Annotated in this window: 19 protein-coding genes; 11 read left to right on the forward strand and 8 right to left on the reverse strand. The window is 71.7% G+C overall.

Translation table 11 applies throughout. The features are described 5' to 3' along the window. Positions 1–633 precede the first annotated feature (633 nt). Complete coding sequence (locus MTQ01_RS07675; protein WP_247487962.1) at positions 634–1,092, reverse strand: pyridoxamine 5'-phosphate oxidase family protein; 459 nt, start codon at positions 1,090–1,092, stop codon at positions 634–636. 298 nt (positions 1,093–1,390) lie between these two features. Then, on the reverse strand, positions 1,391–1,612 hold the full coding sequence (locus tag MTQ01_RS07680; protein ID WP_247489118.1) for a hypothetical protein: 222 nt from the start codon (positions 1,610–1,612) through the stop codon (positions 1,391–1,393). Positions 1,613–1,855: 243 nt separating this feature from the next. Here MTQ01_RS07680 and holA point away from each other — a divergent pair, with 243 nt between their 5' ends. Next, the gene (gene holA, locus MTQ01_RS07685) at positions 1,856–2,872 is read left to right on the forward strand and encodes a DNA polymerase III subunit delta (RefSeq protein WP_247487964.1); all 1,017 of its coding nucleotides are present in this window, start codon (positions 1,856–1,858) and stop codon (positions 2,870–2,872) included. Positions 2,873–3,157: 285 nt separating this feature from the next. Here holA and MTQ01_RS07690 read toward each other — a convergent pair whose 3' ends face one another. Both MTQ01_RS07690 and rpsT read right to left on the reverse strand, forming a co-directional pair. Continuing rightward, positions 3,158–4,273, reverse strand: coding sequence for a hypothetical protein (locus tag MTQ01_RS07690; protein WP_247487966.1), 1,116 nt, complete (start codon positions 4,271–4,273; stop codon positions 3,158–3,160). A gap of 617 nt (positions 4,274–4,890) precedes the next feature. Then, positions 4,891–5,157, reverse strand: coding sequence for a 30S ribosomal protein S20 (gene rpsT, locus MTQ01_RS07695; RefSeq protein WP_247487968.1), 267 nt, complete (start codon positions 5,155–5,157; stop codon positions 4,891–4,893). Between the two features lie 317 nt (positions 5,158–5,474). Between rpsT and lepA the strand changes: the two genes are divergently transcribed. Further along, a complete protein-coding gene (gene lepA / locus MTQ01_RS07700; RefSeq protein ID WP_247487970.1) occupies positions 5,475–7,346 on the forward strand; it encodes a translation elongation factor 4 in 1,872 nt (623 codons plus the stop codon). Positions 7,347–7,887: 541 nt separating this feature from the next. Continuing rightward, a complete protein-coding gene (locus MTQ01_RS07705; protein WP_247487972.1) occupies positions 7,888–9,774 on the forward strand; it encodes an AMP-dependent synthetase/ligase in 1,887 nt (628 codons plus the stop codon). Positions 9,775–10,024: 250 nt separating this feature from the next. Here MTQ01_RS07705 and hemW read toward each other — a convergent pair whose 3' ends face one another. The 3 genes from hemW to MTQ01_RS07720 are packed head-to-tail and all read right to left on the reverse strand — an operon-like array spanning position 10,025 to position 12,885. Then, positions 10,025–11,257, reverse strand: coding sequence for a radical SAM family heme chaperone HemW (gene hemW / locus MTQ01_RS07710; RefSeq protein ID WP_247487973.1), 1,233 nt, complete (start codon positions 11,255–11,257; stop codon positions 10,025–10,027). A 56-nt stretch (positions 11,258–11,313) separates the two neighbouring features. Beyond that, positions 11,314–12,144, reverse strand: a complete 831-nt coding sequence (locus tag MTQ01_RS07715) for a DUF3097 domain-containing protein (protein ID WP_247487975.1) — start codon at positions 12,142–12,144, stop codon at positions 11,314–11,316. Between the two features lie 39 nt (positions 12,145–12,183). Next, positions 12,184–12,885 carry an MBL fold metallo-hydrolase gene (locus MTQ01_RS07720; RefSeq protein ID WP_247487976.1) on the reverse strand — a complete coding sequence of 234 codons (702 nt, stop codon included), beginning with the start codon at positions 12,883–12,885 and terminating at the stop codon, positions 12,184–12,186. 349 nt (positions 12,886–13,234) lie between these two features. On the opposite strand from MTQ01_RS07720, the gene hrcA reads away from it, so the two are divergent. From hrcA to MTQ01_RS07750, 6 genes are all read left to right on the forward strand, one after another. After that, positions 13,235–14,251 (forward strand): heat-inducible transcriptional repressor HrcA, encoded by a 1,017-nt coding sequence (hrcA, locus tag MTQ01_RS07725; protein ID WP_247487978.1) that lies wholly within the window; start codon positions 13,235–13,237, stop codon positions 14,249–14,251. Further along, positions 14,252–15,376, forward strand: coding sequence for a molecular chaperone DnaJ (gene dnaJ / locus MTQ01_RS07730; RefSeq protein WP_247487980.1), 1,125 nt, complete (start codon positions 14,252–14,254; stop codon positions 15,374–15,376). A 153-nt stretch (positions 15,377–15,529) separates the two neighbouring features. Next, positions 15,530–16,711, forward strand: a complete 1,182-nt coding sequence (locus MTQ01_RS07735; RefSeq protein WP_282613403.1) for a nitronate monooxygenase — start codon at positions 15,530–15,532, stop codon at positions 16,709–16,711. Further along, positions 16,708–17,457: a 16S rRNA (uracil(1498)-N(3))-methyltransferase gene (locus MTQ01_RS07740; protein WP_247487981.1), complete on the forward strand. Its 750-nt coding sequence runs from the start codon at positions 16,708–16,710 to the stop codon at positions 17,455–17,457. Before MTQ01_RS07735 ends, MTQ01_RS07740 begins: the two co-directional genes overlap by 4 nt. Positions 17,458–17,494: 37 nt before the next feature. Beyond that, positions 17,495–17,848 carry a histidine triad nucleotide-binding protein gene (locus tag MTQ01_RS07745; RefSeq protein ID WP_247487983.1) on the forward strand — a complete coding sequence of 118 codons (354 nt, stop codon included), beginning with the start codon at positions 17,495–17,497 and terminating at the stop codon, positions 17,846–17,848. 3 nt (positions 17,849–17,851) lie between these two features. Continuing rightward, a complete protein-coding gene (locus MTQ01_RS07750; RefSeq protein WP_247487985.1) occupies positions 17,852–18,757 on the forward strand; it encodes a ribonuclease Z in 906 nt (301 codons plus the stop codon). A gap of 256 nt (positions 18,758–19,013) precedes the next feature. On the opposite strand, the gene MTQ01_RS07755 is transcribed toward MTQ01_RS07750, so the two are convergent. Next, the gene (locus MTQ01_RS07755) at positions 19,014–20,354 is read right to left on the reverse strand and encodes a 6-phospho-beta-glucosidase (protein ID WP_247487986.1); all 1,341 of its coding nucleotides are present in this window, start codon (positions 20,352–20,354) and stop codon (positions 19,014–19,016) included. 334 nt (positions 20,355–20,688) lie between these two features. Here MTQ01_RS07755 and MTQ01_RS07760 point away from each other — a divergent pair, with 334 nt between their 5' ends. Together MTQ01_RS07760 and MTQ01_RS07765 are read left to right on the forward strand one after the other, a co-directional pair. Further along, on the forward strand, positions 20,689–21,765 hold the full coding sequence (locus MTQ01_RS07760; RefSeq protein WP_247487988.1) for a carbohydrate kinase family protein: 1,077 nt from the start codon (positions 20,689–20,691) through the stop codon (positions 21,763–21,765). A 177-nt stretch (positions 21,766–21,942) separates the two neighbouring features. Then, entirely contained in the window at positions 21,943–22,986 is a 1,044-nt protein-coding gene (locus tag MTQ01_RS07765) for a PhoH family protein (protein ID WP_247487991.1), read from the forward strand. Positions 22,987–22,997 lie beyond the last annotated feature (11 nt).

A 22,997-nucleotide genomic window follows, 5' to 3' on the forward strand; every position in this document is an offset into this window, starting at 1 on the left:
ACCTCGCCGCTGCGCGAGCCTGAGGGACAGGCTGCCTTTGTCGAGCGGGTCGCACGGGAGGCCGGGGTGCCGACGGCTGTTCCCGGGCCGGGCGAGCGTCGCCGTCACGGGCCGTTGAGTTGGCAGGTGCTCTGGCCTCCTGCGCTGGTCGCGGGCCTGGGCGCGAACGACGCGAGCATCGCGGTTCTGGCACAGACGCGGGGGATGTCCGTATTCCTGCCGGGGGATCTCGAACCCCTCGCCCAGCAGCGGCTGTTGCGCGAGAATCCCGAGCTGCCCAGCGTTGATGTGCTGAAGGTCGCGCACCACGGGTCGGCCTATCAGGACGCCGAGTTGATGGGCCGCCTGCGACCCCGTCTCGCCCTGGTCTCAGCCGGGCAGGACAACGGGTACGGGCACCCTGCCCCCGCCACGCTTCGTCTGCTGCGGTCGCAGGGTGCACATGTGGTGCGTACCGACACCGCCGGAGACCTGGCCGTGGTGGTTCGCCGAGGGCTACCGGTTCCGGTCGGTTCGGCGTCCGGGCGCGCCGTGTCGGGACGCCGGGGACGGAGGCGTCGAAAGCGGAGGACCCGGCCGCATCACGGCCGGCAGCCGAGGCACCCCGGTGGGCTCGGCAGGTGCGGGAAGCCGTCAGACGAGCCAGTCGCCGTCGCTCATCAGGAGGCGGTCGGCCAGTTCGTTCTCCTCCCGCCACGCGAGCAGCGTGTGGGGCGTGAAGCGCAGGAAAGTCCAGGCCGGTCTGTTGCGGGGGTCCCAGTTCAGCTTCGCGGCGAAGGTGTCGCCTGCTTCCCCGCCCATCGCCGTCGACGGCACAAGTTCGGCCTCCGCCTTGATGAGAACCACGTCGCGGGTGGGGCCCACCGCGATCGTCGCCGTGCTGCCCGCACCGATGTTGCGGGCAGTGGGAGTGGAGTAACGAGTGCACATCAGCAGCACGCCCCGGTGGTGGACGAAGCTCAGCGGCACCATGCACGGTGCGCCCTGCGGCGAGGCCGTGGCCACCCATGCGTCCTTGTCCTGGTGCAGACGTCGCAGAGTGTCCTGCTTGCGCTCGCTCGCCTCGCGCGGAGGCATCCCGTCGTTCGCCATGGCGCACAGTCAAGCGACGACGGGCCACCGACGCATCGGCCGACGGCTGTAAGCCCGAGGTCCTACGTCACGTGCACGGCCGATCTCCGCTCGCGGCTCCGGGAGGCGGGCGTGCCCGCGGAAGCCGGCGGGCGTCGGGTGGTCGGAGCGAGAGGGGAAGCCGCAGCGCCGGGAAAGGCGGTGGCACCGGAGCCTGCAACGGTGGCGGGAGGGCCCGGAGAAGGTGGAGTCGCGGCGGCGGAACCGCGTTCCTCGCGAGATGCAGGGATGCCGGCCGGGTACGGGCGTGCCGTGCCGGTCAGTCGCGCTCCAGCCACCCCTCGTAGGAGTGGGCGAGCTCTTGCAGCGCCTGGACATCGATCGTGGAAGCGGCGGAGTCGAGGACCACGAGCCACTGTGCGTCCTCGGCGTCGTCCTCGCCCGCGAGAGCCTCCCTGAGGATCTGGGGCTCCTGGGCGATGCCGTGCTCCTCGACCAGTTCGGTGGCCAGTTCTTCCGCACTGTCCCGGTCGGGCAGCACCAGCACCTGCCAGCGTTCCTTGCCCGCTGCGTCGTTCTCGGGCAGGGCGTCGGCCTCCGCGGAGTGCTGAGCGGGTTCGTTCATACGGACATTGTGAGGCAGGTGGGTTCGTGCCCCGGACTGCGGGCTGAGACGTCCGCACGGGTCCGACTCTCGTCGGCCCGTACCGGCCCCCGGCCCCGGCCGAGGTGGCCCGGTCGGGCCGGGGAGCGGTGTCGGTGCCTCGTGGGATGCTGGGAGGCGATGTCACCCAAGATCGAGAACACCCCGAGATCCGCAGCGGGCAAGCCCGCTTCCGGCGACCCGCTCGCCCCTGTGACCCTGGCGGTGGGCCAGGAGGAGCTGTTGGCCGAGCGGGCGGTGCAAGAGGTGGTCGCGGCTGCTCGGGCCGCGGACGCCGACACCGATGTGCGCGACCTCGGCCCCGGGGAGCTCCAGCCCGGAATGCTCGCGGAGTTGACGAGTCCCTCGCTCTTCGCCGAGAACAAGGTCGTGGTGGTCCGGCAGGCACAGGACCTGAGCGCGGACACGGTGAAGGAGGTCAAGGCCTACCTCGCGTCGCCGGCGGAGGAGATCACGCTCGTTCTGCTGCATGCCGGTGGCGCGAAGGGCAAGGCGCTGCTGGACGCCGCGCGCAAGGTGGGCGCCCGGGAGATCGCCTGCGCGAAGATGACCAAACCGGCCGACCGACTGGCCTTCGTGCGGGCCGAGTTCCGTGCGCTCGGACGATCGGTGGGAAGCGAGGCCTGCCAGGCACTCGTCGACGCGATCGGCAGCGATCTTCGTGAACTGGCTTCGGCCTGTGCGCAGTTGACCGCTGATGTGGAGGGCGCGATCGACGAGCGAGTCGTCGCGCGCTACTACACGGGCCGCGCCGAGGCATCGAGCTTCGCGGTTGCGGACAAGGCGGTCGAGGGTCAGGCGGCCGAGGCGCTCGAAACCCTGCGCTGGGCGCTCTCCACCGGAGTGGCTCCGGTGCTGGTGACGAGCGCGCTCGCTCAAGGGGTCCGGTCCATCGGCAAGTTGGCTTCGGCTCCCGGCGGGATGCGGCCGGGTGACCTGGCTCGCGAGCTGGGTATGCCGCCCTGGAAGATCGACCGAGTGCGCAGACAGATGCGCGGTTGGTCGGCGGACGGTGTGGCGCACGCACTTCAGGCGGTCGCCGAGGCGGATGCGGCGGTCAAGGGCGGTGGCTACGACCCGGCGTACGCGCTGGAGAAGGCCGTCGTCACCATCGCACGGGCTGCACGTTCCCGCTGATCCGCGGTGCGTGAGGGGCGGGGCGGGCCCGGTCGGCGGGGTGGGCCCGGTCGGCGGGGTGGGCCGGCCCGAGCCGATGCCCGATTGCTTCGATGCCCGATTGCTCCCTGCCCGACCTGCGCCTACTCGTCTGTTCTCAGGTCCGTGAGCCCCGACTACGCGTTCCTGGAACGGCGCGGTGCTCTGCGGCAGCAGCTCACTGGTGGGGCCGTCCAACCGCGGGTGGCGGCCCCATTCTTCTGGTGAGGGCGTTGAGCCCGAGACGCAACTGCCGTACGTCCGGGGTCAGATGTCGCCGTCGCCCCGCTTGGGCGGGTCGGACGCACCGTTGTCCGAATCGGGTTCGTCCGGTCCGGAGGAGTCGTCCGGGCCGGGCGACTGGTTCTCCGGTTCCTGCTTGCGCAGCTCTGCCAGCGAGGTCTTGGCGGTGTCGAGGAGTATCTGCTTCACCTCGTCCGCGCCCAGGTGCTCGTCGTCTCGTCTGTCGAGGAAGGTGGACCAGCGCAGTTCCGCGGTCACCCAGCCGTCGCGGATGGAGAGTGTGGCGCTGGTCAGCGGGCCCTTTTCGCTGGTCTCGGTGCTGTAGAACGCCTCCTCGCCGAGTTCCTCGATCTCGACGATGTCGTACTTGGCTTTGTCGCCTCGGTCGCGCAGGTCGTGCTCGCCCTTGACCTCGGACTCGAACTCTGTGCTGGGGTCGGTCTGCTTGTGCCAGATCGTCTTGAAGTCCACGTAGACGGTGGGGACATAAGGACTCGTGTCCGGGGCCCTGTAGTCGTCGTAGCCGTCGTCGTACCCGTCGTCGTAGTCGTCTTCGGCTCTGGGCTTGAACTGGAGACCGCAGGAACTGACGTCCTGCGCCTTCTGGGCGCTGTGCCTGCTGGCCTGGGCGCTTCCCTCCGCGTATGTGTAGTGCTCCGTGAAGGCGGAGGTGTCCATGACCTCGCACAGCTCGTGGTGGAAGTGGTATCCGCCGAGGTCGGCCGAGGGCTCCGAGTGGAAGCCGCCGTTGACGATCACCGCCGCGCCCCAGATCGCCGAGGCCATGACGGCACCGCCGACTCCCCAGACCCAGCCGGGCACTCGCGCCTTCTGGCCACCGGTGCCCGCGGGGCCGGTCGGTCCTCCGGGCTGCACGAACCCGCCGCCCATCGTGGGGGAGGGGCCAACAGCCGCCCCCGGTACGGGGTGGCCGGTGGTCTGCTGTCCGGGAAACTGGCCGGTCAGCTCCGGCGCGGAGGTGGCGCCGGCTGTGCCGCCGGGTCCGTACACACCGGTCTGGTTCGTCGCTCCCGGCCCGCCGGCACCCGGCTGCCCGCCAACTCCCGGTGGTGCGCCCGCTCCGGGCTGCGGCTGCTGCGGGTGTGCGTACGGATTGCTCTGATCCCCCGGTATGGACATAGGGAAGAAGATACCGGTGCGCACGCCATCGGAGCTCGTCGCCCGTGACATGCACCGCGCATCCCGGGCCGGATTCCGCCGGCCGGTGCGCGGTCCGCACATGTGCCGAGGTCGGAAGCTGCCCGGCTGCGCCCCGTCGCCCACCCGCCTGCGGCGACTCCCGACCGCCCACCCGCCCGCCTCGCCGCACCGACCGGCCACCCGTCCAACGACCGCCCGACGCTGCCCGCTCACCGCCACGTTCGCCGCCGACGCACGCACCCCGCCCCCGGCCCGGCAGGGGGCAGCGAAACGCCCCCGTGAGCGCGTGGCTCTCGGGGGCGTCCCAAGCAGTGCTGTGGCGAACAACACGATCTTCTGCGGCGCTCTTCGGACTTCCGGTGTCACCGGAGGCCGTCGGGCGCCGACGTTGTGTGCCACCGTGCGCGGTCGAGGTAGAGGGCTCGACACGGTGCGTACGGCGGTGGTTGGTGCGAGTTCCCCGGGTGCACGGCAGTAGAGGGCGCCGTCACGCCGGTCGGAACGGGTCCGTCACACCTCTCCGTCTCGGGTGCCGCGCGCCGGAGTTGGGGCGCGGAGCGAGAGGGGGCAGCCGGACAGGGCCGCACCGGCCCGGGTCACTTCTGGAGGGAAGCGACCTTCTGCGCGATGGCCGACTTCTTGTTGGCAGCGTTGTTCTTGTGCAGAACACCCTTGCTGGCGGCCTTGTCGAGCTTGCGGGAAGCGGTACGGGCCGCCTCGGTCGCCTTCTCGTTGTCGCCGGCGGCGACGGCCTCGCGCACGCGACGGATGGCCGTCTTGAGCTCGGACTTGACCGCCTTGTTGCGCTGGCGCGCCTTCTCGTTGGTCTTGATGCGCTTGAGCTGGGACTTGATGTTCGCCACGAAAGAGCCTTCTCAGGTTCGACAGATGCTTGATTCCGCGCCCGGTGGATCACTGCCACAACAAGAGAAGTGGACGATCGCCACAACAGATCGCAGCTGACGGAAACGGGCCCCAAAAGGCCGCCGAAGGCGATCGGTGAGTGTCCACCCCGGCCGTCCCGCAGTGTTGAAACAGCGGGTGCCGTCAGTGTCCACAAGGCACAGTCGCTCAGCGTAGCAGCAGCGTCCCCGGCCCTCCCAATCAGTGCCGGGGGCCGCTCTCGTGGGAGCATGGTGGGGACGTAGCGATTCGAAGCCATACCCCGACAGGACCACGCGTGCCCGCGACCCCATCGAACGTGCCCGAGCCGAGCCGTACGGACCCGGCACTGATCCGCAACTTCTGCATCATCGCGCACATCGACCACGGCAAGTCGACGCTCGCCGACCGGATGCTCCAGCTGACCGGAGTCGTCGAGCAGCGCCAGATGCGTGCCCAGTACCTCGACCGGATGGACATCGAGCGCGAGCGCGGTATCACCATCAAGTCCCAGGCGGTGCGCATGCCGTGGGCGCCCACCGAGGGCGAGGACGCGGGCACCGCCCACATCCTCAACATGATCGACACCCCCGGCCACGTCGACTTCACCTATGAGGTCTCCCGTTCGCTGGCGGCCTGTGAGGGCTGCATTCTGCTGGTGGACGCGGCCCAGGGCATCGAGGCCCAGACCCTCGCCAACCTGTACCTGGCGATGGAGAACGAGCTCACGATCATCCCGGTCCTCAACAAGATCGATCTGCCGGCGGCGCAGCCGGAGAAGTTCGCCGCCGAGCTGGCACATCTGATCGGTTGCGACGTGGAGGACGTGCTGAAGGTCTCGGCGAAGACCGGCGAGGGGGTGGACCGGCTGCTCGACGAGGTGGTCAAGCTCGTTCCCGCGCCGGTCGGCGTCAAGGAAGCGCCCGCCCGCGCGATGATCTTCGACTCGGTCTACGACGCCTATCGGGGCGTGGTGACGTACGTGAAGGTCGTCGACGGCAAGCTGAACAAGCGCGAGCGCATCAAGATGCTCTCCACCGGTGCCACGCACGAACTGCTGGAGATCGGTGCCAACTCCCCGGAGATGACGCCTTCCGACGGTCTGGCGGTCGGCGAGGTCGGCTACCTGATCACCGGGGTCAAGGACGTGCGGCAGTCCAAGGTCGGTGACACGATCACGCTCCTGCACAAGGGGGCGACCGAGGCGCTGCCCGGGTACAAGGACCCCAAGCCGATGGTCTTCTCGGGGCTCTACCCGCTGGACGGTTCGGACTACCCGGAGCTGCGGGACGCCCTGGACAAGCTCCAGCTCAACGACGCGGCCCTGGTGTACGAGCCGGAGACCTCCGCGGCGCTGGGCTTCGGTTTCCGCGTGGGCTTCCTCGGCCTGCTGCACCTGGAGGTCATCCGGGAGCGGCTGGAGCGGGAGTTCGGTCTCGCGCTCATCGCCACCGCGCCGAACGTGGTCTACCGCGTGGTGATGGAGGACGGCGAGGAGCCGATCGTCACCAACCCCAGCGAGTTCCCCACCGGCAAGATCGCCGAGGTCCACGAGCCGGTGGTGCGGGCGACGCTGCTGGCGCCGAGCGAGTTCATCGGCGCGATCATGGAGCTGTGCCAGACGCGCCGCGGCTCGCTGCTCGGGATGGACTACCTCTCCGAGGACCGGGTCGAGCTGCGCTACACCCTGCCGCTGGCCGAGATCGTCTTCGACTTCTTCGATGCCCTGAAGTCCAAGACCCGCGGCTACGCCTCGCTGGACTACGAGCCGACGGGCGAGCAGTCGGCCGCGCTGGTGAAGGTCGACATCCTGCTGCACGGCGACAAGGTCGACGCCTTCTCGGCGATCGTGCACAAGGACAAGGCGTACGCGTACGGCGTGCGCATGGCCTCCAAGCTGCGGGAGTTGATCCCCCGGCAGCAGTTCGAGGTGCCGATCCAGGCGGCGATCGGGTCCCGGGTCATCGCCCGCGAGACGGTGCGGGCTATCCGCAAGGACGTGCTCGCCAAGTGCTACGGCGGTGACATCTCCCGCAAGCGGAAGCTGCTGGAGAAGCAGAAGGAGGGCAAGAAGCGGATGAAGGTCGTGGGCCGGGTGGAGGTCCCGCAGGAGGCATTCATCGCCGCTCTGTCCAGTGACGACTCCGGGGAGAGCAAGCCAAAGAAGTAGTCGGGCAGTTGGCGGGCCGGTCGTGTCCGGCCCGCCTCACCGGCCCTGTCCCCGGCCCGGTCCTGCTTCCGTAGGCCGCGCGAGCCTCTGCCCGGCCGCAGGGCCGAGCGAGAGCGCAGGGCCGAGCCAGGGCGCACGGCCGAGTCGGGGTTGCAGGTCCGAGCCAGGGCTCAAGTGCACGGCCGGAGCGCACTGTTCGGGTCCGCGCGGCTCGAGTCGAGGCCGGGGCGGTGCTCATGTCGTCTGCTCGGCTTCGAATGTTGCGCCGCCGGTCCTCGGGTGCCGGTCGCCGGTCGCAGCACACCGGCCGGTCGGTGGTCGTCGTACGAGGTGCGCCGCGACGACCCGTCACCCACCGGGTTGCGATCGCAATCCCCCTGTGCGCGCTGTGTAGTTGATCCACTACTCTGTGAATTCCAAAGAGCTCGGAAAATGGCTCTGTCGCAGCCCCTTACATGTCGCGGCTGCGGCGCTTACTCTGATCCCCGCCGAGTTACTCGTGAGTCACCCCCCAGCAACGCAGCGGGCCCCGGAGGATGTCGTGAGCGACACGCAGTCCCAGCTTGAAAACCGTCCGCCCTCCGTGGCGGTGCTTCTTCTTGAACGTATCGAGGCCACACCTCAGGCCGAGGCCTACCGTTACCCCGTGCCGTCCGCGAACGGCGGCGGCCCGGACGCCTGGAAGTCCTACACCTGGACGGAGGCGGCGGAGCGGGTCTTCGCCATCGCGGCAGGTCTGATGGACCTCGGTGTCGAGGCCGAGCAGCGGGTGGCCATCGCCTCCAGCACCAGGGTCGACTGGATCCTGAGCGACCTCGGCGTGCTGTGCGCGGGAGCCGCCACCACGACCGTCTACCCGAGCACCAACGCCGAGGAGACGGCCTACATCCTGGCCGACTCCGACAGCCGGGTGCTGATCGCGGAGGACGCCGCACAGCTCGACAAGGTGCGCGAGCGCCGCTCGGAGCTTCCGCAGCTGCACCACATCGTGCTCATCGACGGCGAGGCGAAGGCCCTCGACGGCGAGCCCGAGGGGTTTGTGCTCACGCTGGACCAGCTCATGGAGCGCGGCAGGGCCCACCTGGAGAAGCAGCCGAACGCGGTCAAGGACGCCATCTCCGCGATCCGCGCGGACCAGTTGGCGACCCTGATCTACACCTCCGGCACCACCGGTCGCCCCAAGGGTGTGCGCCTGCCGCACGACTGCTGGTCCTACATGGCCAAGGCCATCGCCGAGACCGGACTCGCGACCAGGGACGACGTCCAGTACCTCTGGCTGCCCCTCGCACACGTCTTCGGCAAGGTGCTGACCGCGGGCCAGGTGGAGGTCGGCCATGTCACCGCGGTCGACGGCCGTATCGACAAGATCATCGAGAATCTGCCGGTCGTGCAGCCGACCTACATGGCCGCGGTGCCGCGCATCTTCGAGAAGGTCTACAACGGTGTCGCCTCCAAGGCGAAGGCCGGTGGCGGCTCCAAGTACAAGATCTTCCAGTGGGCGGCCGAGGTCGCCCGCGAGTACGCCAAGGTCACCCAGGACAACTTCCGTCGCACCGGGGTCGCCTCGGCCCCGGCTGGGCTCAAGGCCAAGCACGCGGTCGCCGACAAGCTCGTCTACAGCAAGCTCCGTGCGGCCTTCGGCGGCAGGCTGCGCGCCTGCATCTCCGGTTCGGCGGCCCTGGCGCCGGACATCGGCTACTTCTTCGCGGGCGCCGGCATCCACATCCTCGAGGGCTACGGCCTGACCGAGACCAGCGCCGCGAGCTTCGTGAACCCGGGCGAGGCATACCGCACCGGCACGGTGGGCAAGCCGCTGCCCGGCTGCGAGGTGCGGATCGCCGAGGACGGCGAGATCCTGCTGCGCGGCCCCGGGGTCATGCAGGGCTACCACAACCTGCCCGACAAGACCGCCGAGGTCCTGGAGTCCGACGGCTGGTTCCACACCGGTGACATCGGCGAGCTCTCCGACGACGGCTATCTGCGGATCACCGACCGCAAGAAGGACATCTTCAAGACCTCGGGCGGCAAGTACGTGGCGCCGGCCGAGATCGAGGGCCAGTTCAAGGCCGTCTGCCCGTACGTGTCGACGATCGTGGTGCACGGCGCGGACCGCAACTACTGCACCGCACTGATCGCGCTCGACGAGATCGCGCTCACCGGGTGGGCGGCCGGCAACGGGCTGGAGGGCAGGAGCTACGAGGAGCTGCTCGCCTCCGAGGAGGTGCGCGAGCTGATCGGCGGCTACGTCGAGCAGCTCAACTCCGGGCTGCAGCGCTGGCAGACGATCAAGCAGTTCCGGGTGCTGCCGCGCGATCTGGACGTGGAGCACGGCGATCTGACGCCGAGCCTGAAGCTCAAGCGCCCTGTGGTGGAGCGGGAGTTCAAGGATCTGCTGGAGGAGATGTACGCGGGCGCCCGCGAGGCCTGACGCAGTCCGGTCCGGCCCGGCTCGATCCGGGCCGGCGCCGACAGACGCGGTTTACGGCGGTCGTGCCCGGCCCGAGTGTCTCCGGTGGTTCCCGGGGCGCACGGGCAGGGCACGACCGCCCTCGCGCGTACGGAGGCGCACCGTGCGCCGCGCCCCTGAGGCCCGGCGCTCCCAACCTCGGTGCTCCCGAGCCTCGGCGCTCCCAACCTCGGTGCTCCCCAACTCCGGTGCTCCCGGGTCGGGCGGCGCGTCAGTCGACCAGGTCCCGTACGACGGCGTCCGCCAACAGCCGTCCGCGCAGGGTGAGTGCGGCGTACCCCGCCTCGTACTCCGGCGCCCGCAGGAGGCCGCCGGCGACCGCCTCACGGGCGGCGCGTGCGCCCGCGGGGGCGAGCAGCTCCAGCGGGCAGCCGGCCACCAGCCGCAGCTCCAGGAGGATCCGCTCCACCCGCCTGTCCTCCGCGCTCAGCAGCTCGCGGCCCGCGCCGGGGGAGTGGCCGCGCGCGAGGGCGGCGGCGTAGGCGCCCGGGTGCTTGACGTTCCACCAGCGGACCCCGCCGACGTGGCTGTGTGCGCCGGGCCCGGCACCCCACCAGTCCGCGCCGGTCCAGTACAGCTCGTTGTGCCGGCAGCGTCCGCGCTCGGTGGTGGCCCAGTTGGAGACCTCGTACCAGTGGTACCCGGCCGCGGAGAGCGCCTCCTCGGCGATCAGATAGCGGTCGGCGTGCACGTCGTCGTCGGTCATCGGCACCTCGCCGCGCCGGATGCGCCGTGCGAGCCCGGTGCCCTCCTCGACGATGAGGGCGTACGCCGAGATGTGGTCCGGCCCCGCGCCGAGGGCGGCGTCCAGAGTGGCGCGCCAGTCGTCGTCGCTCTCGCCCGGAGTGCCGTAGATCAGGTCCAGGTTGACGTGCTCGAAGCCCGCGGCGCGCGCCTCGGCCACGCACGCCTCGGGGCGCCCGGGAGTGTGGCCGCGGTCCAGCACCCGCAGGACGTGCTCGCGCGCGCTCTGCATGCCGAAGGAGATCCGGTTGAACCCGGCCTCCCGCAGCTCCGACAGATAGCGCGGGTCCACCGACTCCGGGTTCGCCTCGGTGGTGATCTCCGCGTCCCGGGTCAGCCCGAACTCCTCGCGGACCGCGGCCAGCATCCGCCCCAGGTCCGCCGCGGGGAGCAGCGTGGGGGTGCCGCCGCCGACGAAGACGCTCTCCACCCGCCGCTCGTCGCCGCCCAGCACCTTGCGGGCCAGACGCACCTCCTCCACGAGGGTCCCCGCGTAGTTGTCCCTCGAGGCCAGCACTCCGCCGCTGCCCCGCAGCTCGGTGGCCGTGTAGGTGTTGAAGTCGCAGTAGCCGCAGCGCGAGGCGCAGTAGGGCACATGGAGATAGAAGCCGAGGGGGCGGTCGGCCGCGCCGTGCAGGGCGGAGGCAGGCAGCGAACCGTCCTCGGGCACGGCTTCGCCGTCGGGCAGTGCGGAGGGCATGGTTGCCATTGTCCGCCATCGGGCGGGTGGATGCGTACGGCCCCCGAGGCGGTGCCTCAGCGGCTGTCGGCGCCCTCGACGGTGACGTGGTCGATCAGGTGCTCGACCGCGCCGAGCAGCTCCGGGCGCAGATCCCGGAAGCTGTGCACGGAGCCGAGGATGCGCTGCCAGGCGGCGCCGGTGTTCTCCGGCCACCCGAGCGAGCGGCACACCCCGGTCTTCCAGTCCTGTCCGCGCGGTACGACCGGCCAGGCCCGGATTCCGACCGACTCCGGCTTCACCGCCTCCCACACGTCCACGAAGGGGTGGCCGACGATCAGCACGTTCTCGTCGGTGACCGCGGCGGCGATCCGCGACTCCTTGGAGCCCGGCACCAGATGGTCGACCAGGACACCCAGCCTCGCCTCCGGTGTCGGCCCGAACTCCTGGACGATCGCCGGGAGATCGTCAACCCCCTCCAGGTACTCCACCACCACGCCCTCGATGCGCAGATCGTCGCCCCAGACGCGTTCGACCAGCTCCGCGTCGTGGCGGCCCTCGACGTAGATCCGGCCCGCCCGCGCCACCCGCGCCTTCGCGTCCGGCACGGCGATCGAGCCGGAAGCGGTCAGCCGGGGCCCGCGGGGTGCGGCGGTACGGGCCCGTACGAGCGTGACCGGCTCCCCGTCCAGCAGGAACGCGGCCGGGTCCATCGGGAAGACCCGGTGCTTGCCGAACCGGTCCTCCAGGGTGACGGTCGGCCCGCCCGCGGTCTTCTCGCAGCGCACCACCGCCCCGCAGAAACCGGTGCCGGCGTCCTCGACCACGAGGCCGATGTCGGCGGGCACCTCGGGAACGGCCTTCTTCCGCTTCCACGGTGGAGTGAGGTCGGGGCTGTAACTGCGCATGCCGCTCATTGTGCCGCGCCGACGTCCCGGCGGCCGGGCTCAGGTACCGAACCGCCGTGCCAGCTCGTCCCGTTGGGCCCGTACGTAGGCGGCGTCCACCACCGCTCCGTGCCCGGGTACGTACCGTGCTCGCTCGCCGCCGAGGTCGAGCAGCCGGTCGAGCGCGGCGGGCCAGCGCAGGGGGTGGGCGTCGGGGCCCGCCTGCGGCTGCCCGGACTCCTCGACCAGATCGCCGCAGAACACCACATCGGGCGAGCCGGGCACCAGTACCACCAGATCGTGTGCGGTGTGCCCGGGGCCGACGTTGACCAGTACCGCCTCCCGCCCGCCGAGCCGCAGAACCTGTTCGCCGCTCACCTCGTGCTGCGGCACCACCAGGACGTCCACGGCCTCCGCCGCTTCGCGCGGGTCGGCCCCGTGCCGGACGGCGTCGGCCCGCAGTCCGTCCGCCCCCTGCCGCAGCAGCGCTCCGGCGCCGACCGCGGCGTAGACCCGCACCCCGGAGAACGCGGCGGTGCCGAGCACATGGTCGAAGTGCGGGTGGGTGAGAGCGACGAAACCGACCGGACTCGTGGAGCGTTCCTCCAGGTCGCGGCGGATCTCGGCGCCCGCCGGGAGCCCGGGCCCGGTGTCCACGACGAGGGTCGTCTCGCTGCCGACGACCGCGCCGACGGTCTCGTCCCAACCCGGCATCCGCCGACGCAGCACGCCGGGGGCCAACTCTTCCCAGTCCTGGCTCATGCCCCGACGTTAGAGCCTCCGACGGGGATCACACGCCGGAGGCTCCCGGCACCGGCCCCGGATTCGGCGGCCCGATTCGGCGGCCGGATTCGGCGGCCCGGGAGTCGCGCCCGCCGGTGGCGCCCGGCCAGGGTGTCGGCGGCGGCGCTGCGAAGGCCACGTGTGGGGCGCAGCGTGCCCGGGGTGTCGTCGCAGCGTGTGTGAGGGATGCTCCCGCGATACCTTCTTGCGTCCGCCCTTGCCCTGGCTGTGGTACCCGGCCGTACACTTGCCTGGGACTTGGCACTCAGCGGGACAGAGTGCCAGAAATGTGACGTTCGATCGCGGCCGGGACGGGAGGTGCGCCGAAGTGCTCAGCGAACGCAGGCTGGAGGTCCTCCGGGCGATCGTCCAGGACTACGTCGGTACGGAGGAGCCCGTCGGCTCCAAGGCGTTGACCGAGCGGCACAACCTCAACGTCTCCCCGGCGACGGTGCGCAACGACATGGCCGTGCTGGAGGACGACGGGTTCATCGCCCAGCCGCACACCAGCGCGGGCCGGGTGCCGACGGACAAGGGCTATCGGCTCTTCGTCGACAAGCTGGCCGGGGTCAAGCCGCTCAGCTCCGCCGAGCGCCGCGCCATCCAGAACTTCCTGGACGGCGCGGTCGATCTGGACGACGTCGTCGGCCGTACGGTCCGGCTGCTGGCGCAGCTGACCAGGCAGGTCGCCGTCGTGCAGTACCCCTCGCTGACGCGCTCCACGGTGCGGCACGTGGAGCTGCTCGCCATGGCGCCGGCCCGGCTGATGCTGGTGCTGATCACCGACACCGGCAGGGTCGAGCAGCGTCTGGTGGACTGCCCGAGCCCGATCGGTGAGGAGTCGGTCGCCGATCTGCGCGCCCGGCTGAACAGCCGGGTGGTCACCCAGCGGTTCGCGGATGTGCCGCGGTTGGTGCAGGACCTGCCCGAATCCTTCGAGGTCGAGGATCGCGGAGCGGTCTCGGCGGTGCTGTCGGCGCTGCTGGAGACCCTGGTCGAGGAGACCGAGGAGCGGCTGATGATCGGCGGCACCTCCAACCTCACCCGCTTCGGGCACGATTTCCCGCTGACGATCGGTCCGGTGCTCGAAGCCCTGGAGGAGCAGGTCGTTCTGCTCAAGTTGTTGGGCGAATCGCATGATTCGGGCATGACGGTGCGCATCGGTCATGAGAATGCTCACGAAGGCCTCAGTTCCACCTCAGTCGTCTCCGTCGGTTACGGTTCCGGCGGTGAGGCAGTAGCCAAGCTCGGCGTGGTCGGACCGACCCGCATGGACTATCCGGGAACGATGGGAGCGGTACGCGCAGTGGCACGTTACGTCGGACAGATCCTCGCGGAGTCATAAGTGGCGACGGACTACTACGCGGTCCTCGGTGTTCAGCGCGACGCCTCGGCGGAGGAGATCAAGAAGGCCTTCCGCCGCCTCGCGCGCGAGCTGCACCCCGACGTGAACCCGGACCCGAAGACGCAGGAGCGGTTCAAGGAGATCAACACCGCGTACGAGGTGTTGTCCGATCCGCAGAAGAAGCAGGTCTACGACCTCGGCGGCGACCCCAACGGCGGCGGCGCCGCGGGCTTCGGAGGGGGCGGCTTCGGCAACTTCTCCGACATCATGGACGCCTTCTTCGGCCAGGCCTCCCAGCGCGGGCCCCGCTCGCGCACCCGGCGCGGCCAGGACGCGATGATCCGCCTGGACATTGATCTGGAGGAGGCCGCGTTCGGCACCACCAAGGAGATCCAGGTGGACACCGCCACGGTGTGCGGCACCTGCAGCGGCGAGGGGGCGGCGCCGGGCACCTCGGCGCAGACCTGCGACATGTGCCGCGGTCGCGGTGAGGTCTCCCAGGTCACCCGTTCCTTCCTCGGCCAGGTCATGACCTCCCGGCCGTGCCCGCAGTGCCAGGGCTTCGGCACGGTCGTACCGACCCCCTGCCAGGAGTGCGCGGGCGACGGCCGGATCCGTTCGCGCCGCAGCCTGACGGTGAAGATCCCCGCCGGCGTGGACAACGGCACCCGCATCGCCCTCGCGGGCGAGGGCGAGGTCGGCCCCGGCGGCGGCCCGGCGGGCGACCTCTACGTGGAGATCCACGAGAATCCGCACGCGGTCTTCCAGCGGCGGGGCGACGATCTGCACTGCACCGTGACGATCCCGATGACGGCCGCGGCGCTGGGCACCAAATGTCCGCTGGAGACGTTGGACGGCGTCGAGGACATCGATGTGCGCCCGGGCACACAGTCCGGCCAGTCGATTCCGCTGCACGGCAGAGGCGTCACACATCTGCGCGGCAGCGGGCGCGGCGACCTGATCGTCCACGTCGAGGTCCAGACGCCCGGCAAGCTCGACGCGGAGCAGGAGGACCTGCTCCGCCGGCTCGCGGCGCTGCGCGGCGAGGAGCGGCCCACCGGGCAGTTCCAGCCCGGGCAGCAGGGCCTGTTCTCCCGTCTGAAGGACGCCTTCAACGGCCGTTGATCCCGGCCGGCTCCCCGCCCCCGCGCCGAGCGGTCCGGGGGCTCCGCGCCGAGCGGTCCTGGGGCCCGGTCAGCACTTCTCAGCAGTCGGCGGTGCGCACACTCCGTGCGTACCGCCGACTGCTGTGTGTGCGCCGCGTGACAGGATGTGGTCATGTCCGCTGCACTTCCCGAGGAGCCGGCTCCCGGGGGATCCGCGAGCGCTCCGAGTGCCGAGCAGTCCGGCAACTCCGCGAGCCCCGGCCCCCGTTCACTGCGCGCACTGCTCCGACTCCCGGTCGTCCAGGCGCCGATGGCCGGCGGCGCGGCCACTCCCGAGCTCGCCGCCGCGGTGAGCGGGGCCGGTGGTCTGGGCTTCCTCGCCGCCGGTTACAAGACGCCCGAGGCGATGTACGAGCAGATCCGGGCGGTGCGCAGGCTGACCCGGCGGCCGTTCGGAGTGAACGTCTTCGTGCCGCCCGCCTCGCCCCACCCCTCCGAGCACGGCGGTGAGACACCGGCCGCGGTCGAGGTGTACCGGGCGCAGCTGGCCGGGGAGGCGCGCTGGTACGACACCGCGCTCGGCGACCCGGAGCAGGGCACCGACGACGCGTACGACGGCAAGCTCGCGGTGCTGCGCGAACACCCGGTGCCGGTGGTGTCGTTCGCCTTCGGCTGCCCCTCCGCGCGGACGCTGCGCAGCCTGTCCGAGCGGGGCACGCTCACCGTCGTCACGGTCACCTCGGTCGCCGAGGCGCGGGCGGCGCAGCGGGCCGGGGCGGACGCGCTGTGCGTCCAGGGCATCGAGGCGGGCGGTCACCAGAGCACCCACCACGACGACCCGTACGCCGACGGAGCCGGGGTCGGGCTCCTCGCGCTGATCGGGCAGGTGCACGAGAGCGTGCCGCTTCCGCTGGTCGCGGCGGGCGGGCTGATGCGCGGCGGGCAGATCGCCGCCGCGCTTGCGGCCGGTGCCGCCGCCGCGCAGCTCGGCACGGCCTTCCTGCCGTGCCCGGAGTCGGGCGCGCACCCGCTGCACAAGCAGTCGCTGACTGATCCGCTCTTCGCCCGCACCGAGCTGACCAGGGCGTTCAGCGGCCGTCCGGCACGCGGTCTGGTGAACCGATTCATGCGTGAGCACGGCCCGTACGCGCCGGCCGCCTATCCGCAGGTGCACCATCTGACGGCCGGCATCCGCAGGGCTGCCGCCGCAGCGGGCGACGCCCAGGGCATGGCGCTCTGGGCGGGCCAGGGCCACCGGCTGGCCCGTACGCTGCCGGCCGCCGAGCTGGTGGCGCTGCTGGCCGAGGAAGTCGAGGCGGCTCGTGCCGAGTTGCTGGGAGGACAGGAGTCATGACCGCACCGCTGTTCGTCGTCGACACACAGGCGCTGGAGGCCGGGGCCGCCGCGGGCGAGCTGCTGCTGGAGGGCGCCGAGGGTCGTCACGCGGTCTCGGTGCGCCGGTTGCGCGCCGGCGAGGCGGTGACGCTCACCGACGGCGCCGGCACCTCGGCCGAGGGCGTGGTCGCGGCCGCCGAGGGCAAGGACCAACTGCACGTGAACCTCGGGCGGTTGAGCCACGAGGCACCGGGGGACCCGCGGCTGGTGGTGGTCCAGGCCCTGCCCAAGGGCGACCGCGGCGAGCTCGCGGTCGAGACCATGACCGAGACGGGCGTGGACGTCATCGTGCCCTGGGCCGCCTCCCGCTGCGTCACCCAGTGGAGGGGCCCGCGCGGGGAGAAGTCCCTCGCCAAATGGCGCGCCACGGCCAGGGAGGCGGGCAAGCAGTCCCGTCGGCGGAGGTTCCCCGAGGTGCGCGCGCTCGCCTCCACCGCGGAGCTGGCGCCGCTGCTGGCGGAGGCCGAGCTGGCCGCCGTGCTGCACGAGGAGGGCAGCACCCCGCTGGCCACCGCCGCGCTGCCCGCCACCGGGACGGTGGTGCTGGTCGTCGGCCCCGAAGGCGGCGTCAGCGAACGGGAGTTGGAGCTCTTCGCCGAGTCGGGCGCGCGGCCCCACAGGCTGGGCCCGAGTGTGCTGCGCACCTCGACCGCCGGTACCGCCGCCGCGGCACTGCTGCTCGGCCGCAGCGGACGCTGGTCCTGAGCCCACCGCGTACGGTCCAGGGGGTAGCATCCGGCCCATGGCTGGAGAACCGCAGGCTGACTGCCTTTTCTGCAAGATCGTCGCGGGAGCGGTGCCGGCGACCGTCGTGCGCGAGACCGAGACGACGCTCGCCTTTCGCGACATCAACCCGCAGGCGCCCACCCATGTGCTGGTGATCCCCAAGGCCCACCACCCGAGCGCCGCCGAACTGGCCGCCCGGGCGCCCGAGCTCGCCGCCGACGTCCTGCGCGAGGTCGGTGAGGTCGCCGCACAGGAGAAGGCCGAGTCCTACCGGCTCGTCTTCAACACCGGTGCCGCCGCCGGGCAGACCGTCTTCCACGCGCACGCCCATGTGCTGGCCGGGCGCGGACTCGAATGGCCCCCGGGCTGAGCGATGCGCGAACTGATCGTGCTGGGCACGGCCAGCCAGGTGCCGACCAGGCACCGCAACCACAACGGGTACGTGCTCCGCTGGGACGGTCACGGACTGCTCTTCGACCCCGGCGAGGGGTCCCAGCGGCAGATGCTGCGCGCCGGCGTCGCCGCCCACGACCTCGACAGGCTCTGCGTCACCCACTTCCACGGTGACCACAGCCTGGGCCTGGCCGGGGTCGTCCAGCGCATCAACCTCGACCGGGTCCCGCACCCGGTGACCGCCCACTTCCCGGCGAGCGGACAGCGCTTCTTCGACCGGCTGCGCTACGCCACCGCCTACCGCGAGACCGTCCACCTGGTCGTCGAACCGGTGCACGAGGACGGCCAGGTGCTCGCGCGCACACCGGAGTTCACCCTGGTGGCACGGGAGCTCTCGCATCCGGTGCAGTCCTTCGGCTACCGCCTCGTCGAACCGGACAGCAGGCGGATGCTGCCCCGGCTGCTGGCCGAACGCGGCATCCGCGGCCCGGACATCGGCCTCCTCCAGCGCGCCGGTGAACTGCGCGGCGTGAGCCTGGAGTCGGTGAGCGAGCCGCGGCGCGGGCAGCGGTTCGCCTTCGTCATGGACACCAGGCTCTGCGACGGCGTGTACGCGCTCGCCGAGGGCTGCGACATGCTCGTCATCGAATCCACCTTCACCGACGAGGACCATGAACTGGCCCGCGACCACGGCCATCTCACCGCGGGCCAGGCGGGCCGGGTCGCGGCCGAGAGCGGGGTGCGGCATCTGGTGCTCACCCACTTCTCCCAGCGGTACACCGATCCGACGGTCTTCGCCGAGCAGGCCGCGGGGGCCGGCTTCACCGGCGAAATCACCGTCGCCGAGGACCTGTTGAGAGTGCCGGTCCCCCCGCGCGGGCGCTGACCCGGCCGCAGCCCCGGCAACACGGACCGGCAACCCGCCTCCGGACCGCGGCCCGGCACCGGCACACCGGCACACCGGCGGCCCGGCACCAGCACGGTGCGGGCCGGGACCGGGTGCGGCACCGCGGCCGGCACCGGCACGGCATACGACGCTCTCCGGCGGTCGGCGGGTGCCGCTCGGCGCTGCGGACGGCCGGGGCCGCCCCGCCGCGGACCGGACGCATCCGGACGCACCCGGACGCATCCGGACTGCCGGCCTACGAGCCGTCCCCGCTGTCGTCCTGCCAGCCCGCGGCGCGCAGCATCCGACCGGCCGCCGCCGCGGAGTCGACCAGCGGGTGGGCGACCAGCGCACGCAGCGCGGCGTTCCACTCGCCGCTGCGTGCCGCCGCGACGGTCGCGCGCTCGGCCGCCTTCACCTGGCCGACCAGCCCCAGCTCCGCGCCGCCCAGCGGCGCCACGGGCAGCGGATGCGCACCTTCGGTGTCCACCGCGCAGACCGTCTCGACCACGGCGTCGTCCGGCAGCGACGGAATCGCCCCGCGCCCCGCGACGTTGAGAATCAGCCGGGGCGGAGCGGGCGAGGGGTCGGCCCCGGCGAGTGCCCGCATCAGGGAGAGCGCGACCTGCTCGTATCCGCCGCCCTCCAGATCGCTCGCCCCCCGCTCCCAACCGCCGCCCGCCGCGCGGGAGTCGGCGAGGTAGGTCTCCTCCCGCTCCCGGCGCACCCGCTGCCACAGCTCGAGCGCCCGCTGCGGGTCCGCCGCCGCACCGGCGAAGAACTCCTCCTGCTGGCGCCGGAGGAACTCGCCCCTGGTCTCCTGAGCGGTCCGCACCGCCTCCAGGGTCTCCCGGGCGAAGTAGTAGTAGTGCAGGTACTCGTTGGGCAGCGAACCCAGCGCACGCAGCAGCTCGCCGCCGAAGAGCCGGCCCTCCTCGAAGGAGGCGAGCGCCTCGTCGGAGGCCAGCAGCCCCGGCAGCAGTTCCTCGCCCCGCCAGCGCAACGAACGCAGCCAGCCCAGGTGATTGAGCCCCAGGTAGTCGTAGCCGACCTCGCCCGCGGGGACACCCGCCGCCGCGGCCGCGCGCCGCACCAGGCCCACGGGGGAGTCGCAGATGCCGATGACCCGGTCGCCGAGCACCTCGGCCATCGCCTCGGTCACCAGACCCGCGGGGTTGGTGAAGTTGACGACCCAGGCGCGCGGTGCGAGCGCGCGGACCCGCTCGGCCACGGCGCGTGCGACCGGCACCGTGCGCAGCCCGTAGAGGATGCCGCCCGGGCCCACGGTCTCCTGGCCCAGGAGCCCTTCGGCCAGCGGCAGTCGCTCGTCCCCGACTCTGCCCTCGGTGCCGCCCACCCGGATCGCGGAGAAGACGAAGTCGGCGCCGGCCAGCGCCTCGTCGAGGTCGGTGGTGGTGCGCACCCGCGGCCCCGGCGGGAGTTGGTCGATGACCGAGGCGACGACGTCCAGCCGCCGCCGGTCGGTGTCGTGGAGCGTCAACTCGTCGATCAGGCCGCCGGACCGACCGCCTTCGGCGAGCGCGGAGTACACCAGCGGCACGCGGAACCCGCCGCCGCCGAGCAGGGAAAGTCGCATGTCGGTGACCGTACCGCGACCCACCGACAACCGTCCGCGACCGACAGCCCCACACGGCCGCCGCCCGCACCCGCACGACCACCCGGGCTCCGCACGCCCGTCCACGCTCCGTACGCCCGCCCAAGCCCCGTGCCCCGCCCCGCACTTCGGGTCCCACCCGCCCAGGCTCCGTACGCCGCCCCGGACTTCGGGTCCACCGGCCCCGGACTTCGGGCCCGTACGCCCTGCGTGCCGCGCCCCGCCCGTCCCCGCCTGCCGCGCGCGGTGCGCGACCTCCGGCGGACGTGCAGAGCCGTCGCGACGCCCGGCCGGAGCGATCCGGCACACTGTGGCCATGTACGACCCACTCGCCCCGATCCGCAGCGACGAGGACCCGCGCTGCGACGTGTACCTCACGGGCACGGTCTTCCTCGACATCGTCTTCACCGGGCTCGACTCCGCGCCCGTGCGCGGCACCGAGAGCTGGGCCCGCGGGATGGGCTCCAGCCCCGGCGGCGTCGCCAACATGGCCACCGCGCTCGCCCGGCTCGGTCTGCGCACCCACCTCGCCGCGGCGTTCGGCGACGACGTGTACGGGGCGTACTGCTGGGAGGCGCTGAGCGAGGGCGAGGGCGTCGACCTCTCGCTCTCCCGGACCGTGCCCGGCTGGCACTCGCCGGTGACGGTCTCGATGGCCTACGAGGGCGAACGCACCATGGTCACCCACGGTCACGAGGCGCCGTTGGAGGAGGCGGCCGTGGTGGAGCCGCCGCCCTCGCTCGCCGCGGTGGCCTCGCTGCTGCCGGGCGCCGAGCAGCCCTGGATCGGCCGGGCCGCCGAGCGGGGCAGTCTGGTCTTCGCCGACGTCGGCTGGGACGACAGCGGCCGCTGGGACCTGGGCGGGCTGCCGGACCTGCGACACTGCGACGCCTTCCTGCCCAACGCGGGCGAGGCGATGCGCTACACCGGCCGCGACACCCCGCAGGCAGCGGCGAGGGCGCTGGCCGAGCACGTGCCGTTGGCCGTCGTCACGATGGGTGCCCAGGGCGTGTGCGCCGCGGACGGGCGCACCGGGGAGACCGCCGAGGTGCCGGGCGTCGCGGTGGAGGCGCTGGACCCCACGGGCGCCGGCGACGTGTTCACGGCGGGCTTCGTGACGGCCACCCTCGCGGGTTGGCCCCTGTCCGACCGGCTGGCGTTCGCCTCGCTGGCGGCGGCGCTCTCGGTGAAGGAGTTCGGCGGCTCGTTGTCGGCGCCGGGCTGGGCGGAGATCGCCGACTGGTGCCGCCGGGTGCACACCCCCTGCGGGATGGGGCCCGACACCCGGGCCGAGCAGTGCCGCTACGGCTTCCTGTGGGACCTGCTGCGGCGGACCGACCGGCCGTGGCCGCTGCGCAGAGCCCTGCCCACGGTCGGCTTCCGGCAGCCCTGAGAGTCGTACGCGCCTCCGGTGCCCCGTGGTGCGCGAGGGGCGCCGGTTGCGCGTGCGGTGAACGGGCAGAAAAGCACTCGGGGTTGTCGGCGCCCCGACGTACTCTGGTACTCCGGGCGAGACCAACCGCCCCGGTCACCGCCACAGAGAGGGAAGAGCAGGCCACAGCGCCGGCCCATGACGCAGACATCCACAGACCAGGCAAGTGCTCGCTTCACCGTTCCGGCGAAGCACCCGATGGTGACGGTGCTCGGTTCGGGCGACTCCCTCCTGCGAGTCATCGAGCAGGCGTTTCCGCGCACCGACATCCACGTGCGGGGCAACGAGATCAGCGCGACCGGGGACAAGGGCGAAGTCGCCCTGATCCAGCGGCTCTTCGACGAGATGATGCTGGTGCTGCGCACCGGCCAGCCGATGACGGAGGACGCGGTGGAGCGCTCCATCGCGATGCTCCGCACGGCGGACGGCGGCGGGGGCGAGAAGGAGACCCCCGCGGAGGTCCTCACCCAGAACATCCTCTCCAACCGTGGCCGCACCATCCGTCCCAAGACGGTGAACCAGAAGCGCTACGTCGACGCCATAGACCGGCACACGGTGGTCTTCGGGATCGGCCCCGCCGGCACCGGCAAGACCTATCTGGCGATGGCCAAGGCGGTTCAGGCGCTTCAGTCCAAGCAGGTCAACCGCATCATTCTGACCAGGCCGGCGGTCGAGGCCGGAGAGCGCCTCGGCTTTCTGCCCGGCACCCTCTACGAGAAGATCGACCCCTATCTGCGCCCGCTCTACGACGCCCTGCACGACATGCTCGACCCGGACTCCATCCCGCGACTGATGGCGGCCGGGACGATCGAGGTGGCGCCGCTGGCGTACATGCGCGGCCGGACGCTGAACGACGCCTTCATCATTCTCGACGAGGCGCAGAACACCAGCCCCGAGCAGATGAAGATGTTCCTGACCCGGCTCGGCTTCGAGTCCAAGATCGTCATCACCGGCGACGTCACCCAGGTCGACCTGCCGGGCGGCGGCGGCAAGAGCGGGCTGCGCCAGGTGCAGGAGATCCTGGACGGCGTGGAGGACGTCCACTTCTCCCGGCTCACCAGCAGCGACGTCGTACGCCACAAGCTCGTCGGCCGTATCGTCGACGCCTACGAGCGCTACGACGACCGCAACGGCGAGCGCAACGGCGAGAGCCGCGACGACCGCAACGGCAAGCGAAGGTAAGCGCGCGCACC

Origin of the sequence: Streptomyces sp. XM4193 (assembly GCF_023072595.1) — a bacterium.
Lineage (GTDB): Bacteria > Actinomycetota > Actinomycetes > Streptomycetales > Streptomycetaceae > Streptomyces.

What these genes read in the sequence shown, in the direction of transcription:
- MTQ01_RS07675 (WP_247487962.1), bottom strand. Translation starts at nt 1,092, where the DNA reads ATGGCGAACGACGGGATGCCTCCGCGCGAGGCGAGCGAGCGCAAGCAG.
- holA (WP_247487964.1), top strand. Translation starts at nt 1,856, where the DNA reads ATGTCACCCAAGATCGAGAACACCCCGAGATCCGCAGCGGGCAAGCCC.
- MTQ01_RS07690 (WP_247487966.1), bottom strand. Translation starts at nt 4,273, where the DNA reads ATGTCCATACCGGGGGATCAGAGCAATCCGTACGCACACCCGCAGCAG.
- hemW (WP_247487973.1), bottom strand. Translation starts at nt 11,257, where the DNA reads ATGCCCTCCGCACTGCCCGACGGCGAAGCCGTGCCCGAGGACGGTTCG.
- MTQ01_RS07715 (WP_247487975.1), bottom strand. Translation starts at nt 12,144, where the DNA reads ATGCGCAGTTACAGCCCCGACCTCACTCCACCGTGGAAGCGGAAGAAG.
- MTQ01_RS07720 (WP_247487976.1), bottom strand. Translation starts at nt 12,885, where the DNA reads ATGAGCCAGGACTGGGAAGAGTTGGCCCCCGGCGTGCTGCGTCGGCGG.
- MTQ01_RS07735 (WP_282613403.1), top strand. Translation starts at nt 15,530, where the DNA reads ATGTCCGCTGCACTTCCCGAGGAGCCGGCTCCCGGGGGATCCGCGAGC.
- MTQ01_RS07740 (WP_247487981.1), top strand. Translation starts at nt 16,708, where the DNA reads ATGACCGCACCGCTGTTCGTCGTCGACACACAGGCGCTGGAGGCCGGG.
- MTQ01_RS07745 (WP_247487983.1), top strand. Translation starts at nt 17,495, where the DNA reads ATGGCTGGAGAACCGCAGGCTGACTGCCTTTTCTGCAAGATCGTCGCG.
- MTQ01_RS07750 (WP_247487985.1), top strand. Translation starts at nt 17,852, where the DNA reads ATGCGCGAACTGATCGTGCTGGGCACGGCCAGCCAGGTGCCGACCAGG.
- MTQ01_RS07755 (WP_247487986.1), bottom strand. Translation starts at nt 20,354, where the DNA reads ATGCGACTTTCCCTGCTCGGCGGCGGCGGGTTCCGCGTGCCGCTGGTG.
- MTQ01_RS07760 (WP_247487988.1), top strand. Translation starts at nt 20,689, where the DNA reads ATGTACGACCCACTCGCCCCGATCCGCAGCGACGAGGACCCGCGCTGC.
- MTQ01_RS07765 (WP_247487991.1), top strand. Translation starts at nt 21,943, where the DNA reads ATGACGCAGACATCCACAGACCAGGCAAGTGCTCGCTTCACCGTTCCG.